This is a genomic window from Streptomyces sp. A012304, assembly GCF_026008495.1.
Lineage (GTDB): Bacteria > Actinomycetota > Actinomycetes > Streptomycetales > Streptomycetaceae > Streptomyces.
Genome location: NZ_BQUN01000144.1, coordinates 37,271 through 40,671, shown reverse-complemented (window position 1 = coordinate 40,671; position 3,401 = coordinate 37,271). Strand labels below are relative to the sequence as shown.

Genomic DNA, 3,401 nt, shown 5'->3' with positions numbered 1-3,401 from the left:
GCGGGCGCCGCGGGCGTGGTGGTGGTCCCTGCGGCCCCCGTGGCCGCAGTACCCGCCGGAGCCGGAGCGCTGGCGGCCCCCGGCTTGTAGTCGGCGAAGAAGTCCCACCAGGCACGGTCTACCGAATTCGGGTCCTGGAGGTACTGCTGATAGATCTCGTCGACGAGCCACTCGTTCGGACCGAACGCGGCAGCGGGGTTCTTGCCCGCTTGGTCGGCGTCGGTCGAGATGCTCGATGCGTTACTGGGGGACTGTGGCGACACGGCGGCAACCGCCCTCTTCCGCTTCACAAGGTGATGGACAGCGGGAATAAAGGCTACGCCTCCAACAGGGGGAAGGTCAGGTCGGGCAGCTGCATCGTCGCGTAAGTCACATCGCAGAGCGTGTTTCGGGGGTGGAAATGGCGGGAAACAAGCGCGGTTGCGCTGCGAAACGGGTGCGTTGACGCAGGTCGCGCGCGCCGAACGCGCCGACCGCCGCCGGCGTGCGCCGGTGCTCTGCCTGATCACACGTGTCCACCAGCCGTTCGTCGGCCCGGACACTCATGGATCTTGTGGCTCCGGTTCGCACTTTACGTCAACTTGCCACGGATGGCTCTCCCGGAAGAGTGACAAGAATCCGGCAACCCCGATCGGATTCGGCCACTCCGATCCGTCCCCCGTGCAGATCGACCGCCCAGCGGGCGATCGCCAGCCCCAGCCCGGTGCCACCGTCGCTGCCCGGACCGTGCGGCCGGCGCACGGCCCCCCGGTTGAACCGCTCGAAGACGCGGCGCCACTCCGACCGCGGAATGCCGGGCCCCTCGTCCAGGACCTCCAGCTCCAGCGACTCCGGCGTCGGACCGCGCCGCGCCTTGACCGTCACCCGGCCGTGCGGCGGGCTGTGCTTGACGGCGTTGTCGATGAGGTTGGCGACGACCTGGTGGATGCGCTCCGGATCCGCGTGCGCGGTCAACTCCGGCGGGGAGACGTCCAGATGGAGATGGACGTCGGTGCGGGTGTGGCTGCCCGAGCCGGACGCCATGCCCGCGCGCGCGGAGGCGACCATGTTGGCCTCCTTCAGCACCCCCGACAGGTACGGCCACACCTCGAACCGTCGCTTGCGCAGCGGTACGACGCCGTTGTCGAGGCGGGACAGGTCCAGCAGGGTCTCCACCAGCCGGCCGAGCCGCTCGGTCTGCTTCAGAGCCGTGCGCATCGTCTCCGTATCGGCCTCGGCGATGCCGTCGACCACGTTCTCCAGCACCGCGCGCAACCCGGCGATCGGGGTGCGCAGCTCGTGCGAGACGTTGGCCACCAGCTCCTTGCGCTGGCGGTCCTGGGCCTCCAGCTCGTCGGCCATCACGTTGATCGTCTGGGCGAGGTCGCCCAGCTCGTCGCGGCGGTTCTCGCGGACCCGGCGGGTGTAGTCGCCGTGCGAGATCGAGCGGGCCACCGCGTTCATCTCGTCCAGCGGCGAGGTGAGCGAATGAGCCACGAACTGCGTGATGAGCAGTGTGGCGATCATCGAGAAGACCGTGATGAAGCGGAGCTCCGTCTTGGTGTGCACCGCGATCACCGAAAGACCCGTGGTGATCAGCACCGAGACGACGACCAGCGCGCCCAGCTTGGTCTTGATCGAGAACGGTCGTACGCCGCCCCAGGGGTCCCCGGGGCTTCTCGGTCCGTCCGGCCCGCCGTTCATGGCGTCGGGGTCTCCAGCGCGTAGCCCACGCCGTGCACCGTGCGGATCCGCTCGGCGCCGATCTTCCGCCGCAGCGCCTTGATGTGGCTGTCGACGGTCCGGGTGCCGGAGGCGTCCGCCCAGTCCCACACCTCCGCGAGCAGCTGCTCGCGGGAGAGCACCGCGCGCGGGGTGTTGGCCAGGCAGACCAGCAGGTCGAACTCGGTGGGCGTGAGGTGCACGTCCTCCGAGCGGACCCGCACCCGGCGCTGCGCGTGGTCGATCTCCAGCTCGCCGAGACGCAGGATGCCGCTGCGCGGGGTCGTCGCGGCCAGCGCGGCCCGCTCCACGCGGCGCAGCAGGACGTGCACGCGCGCGGCCAGCTCCCGCATGGAGAACGGCTTGGTCATGTAGTCGTCGGCGCCGACGCCGAGCCCGACCAGCATGTCGGTCTCGTCGTCGCGCGCGGTGAGCATCAGCACCGGCACCGGACGCTGGGCCTGCACACGACGGCAGACCTCCAGACCGTCGAAACCGGGCAGCATGATGTCGAGGATCAGCAGATCGGGCTGCCAGGCCTCCGCGGTGTCGACGGCCGCCGGGCCGTCTCCCGCCGTTTGCACGAGGAATCCCTCGGCGCGCAGGCGGGCCGCGATGGCGTCGACGATCGTCGGGTCGTCCTCGACCACCAGAACACGACGCTGCGCGCCCGGGGTCGCCGTCGTCGTGCCGTTGTGCGAGGTGTGTGTCTGCTCCATCGCCCGCCCCTGAGGTGTGCTTTCCGGGATCAGTGGGGTGACCCCTTGTCTGCGCATGACTGCGGTTGACGCGTAAATGATCGGCGTCAGGGCAGCAGCGTACGGGGAGTCACGTCCGGTTTGCTATCCAGGTCGGACGGCGAGGTGCACGACGTCCGGCACTCCTCGGGCAACCGGGATCTCTTCGGTACGCACCTGCTGGAACCCGGCATTCCCCAAGGTTCCCTCGAATTCCGGAGACGGCTGGGCGGACCATACCGCCAGGATGCCGCCGGGTCTCAACACCCGTGCGCAGCCCGCGAGTCCGGCCGGGGAGTAGAGGCCCTCGTTGCCCTCCGTGACGGTCCAGTCGGGGCCGTTGTCGATGTCGAGGCAGAGCGCGTCGAACGTGGCGGATGTCTCATTGACGTGGTCGAGGAGATCCGCTTCGACGATCTCGGTGCGCGGATCGGCGAGGGCGGGGGCGGAGAGGGCCGACAGCGGGCCGTCGAGATGCCAGTCGATGACGGCGCGTTCCCGTTCGACGACGGTGATGCGGCCCCAGCGCGGGTCGGCGGCGGCGTGGGCGAGCGAGAAACCGACACCGAGGCCGCCGATCAGCACATGAGGTGCGGGACGGCCGTCGAGCGCGGTCAGGGCGGCGTCGACGAGCAGGCGTTCGGAACGGCCGTCGGAGGTGTCCATCAGAAAGCAGCCGTTGGCGATGATCTGGAGCAGCTTCCCGTGCCGGCGCAGGACGACCTCGCCGTACGGGCCCTCACGACGGTCCAGGACTTCGGGGATGTCGTAGGAGACGGGCATCCGTCCATCCTGGCACTTTCCTTGACGGATTGTTGACGGATTTCTCGCGGGCCACCCGTGTGGGGGCCGAGACCTTCGAGGTTGACGTCAGGGACGGGCCGGGTGGGGAAGCTGTCGGGAACCTTCCAGGTTGCTGTGAATCGACTTCCGCGTGGTGTCGATCACAGACATCGGTGGCGT

General features: G+C 69.2%; 4 protein-coding genes. All 4 read right to left on the bottom strand.

Going from position 1 to position 3,401, the window contains the following annotated elements; genetic code table 11:
- On the bottom strand, nucleotides 1–263 hold a 263-nt coding region (locus ALMP_RS34865), incomplete at its 3' end, for a hypothetical protein (protein ID WP_264935761.1).
- A 313-nt stretch (nucleotides 264–576) separates the two neighbouring features.
- On the bottom strand, nucleotides 577–1,683 hold the full coding sequence (locus tag ALMP_RS34860; RefSeq protein WP_264935760.1) for an ATP-binding protein: 1,107 nt from the start codon (nucleotides 1,681–1,683) through the stop codon (nucleotides 577–579).
- Nucleotides 1,680–2,420: a response regulator transcription factor gene (locus ALMP_RS34855; protein WP_264935759.1), complete on the bottom strand. Its 741-nt coding sequence runs from the start codon at nucleotides 2,418–2,420 to the stop codon at nucleotides 1,680–1,682. The genes ALMP_RS34860 and ALMP_RS34855 overlap by 4 nt, the downstream gene beginning before the upstream one ends.
- A 123-nt stretch (nucleotides 2,421–2,543) precedes the next feature.
- Complete coding sequence (locus tag ALMP_RS34850) at nucleotides 2,544–3,221, bottom strand: spermidine synthase (protein WP_264935758.1); 678 nt, start codon at nucleotides 3,219–3,221, stop codon at nucleotides 2,544–2,546.
- Between the last annotated feature and the right edge of the window lie 180 nt (nucleotides 3,222–3,401).

Bases quoted from the DNA above. Each gene is read 5' to 3' on its own strand.
- ALMP_RS34860 (WP_264935760.1), bottom strand. From the start codon at position 1,683: ATGAACGGCGGGCCGGACGGACCGAGAAGCCCCGGGGACCCCTGGGGC.
- ALMP_RS34855 (WP_264935759.1), bottom strand. From the start codon at position 2,420: ATGGAGCAGACACACACCTCGCACAACGGCACGACGACGGCGACCCCG.
- ALMP_RS34850 (WP_264935758.1), bottom strand. From the start codon at position 3,221: ATGCCCGTCTCCTACGACATCCCCGAAGTCCTGGACCGTCGTGAGGGC.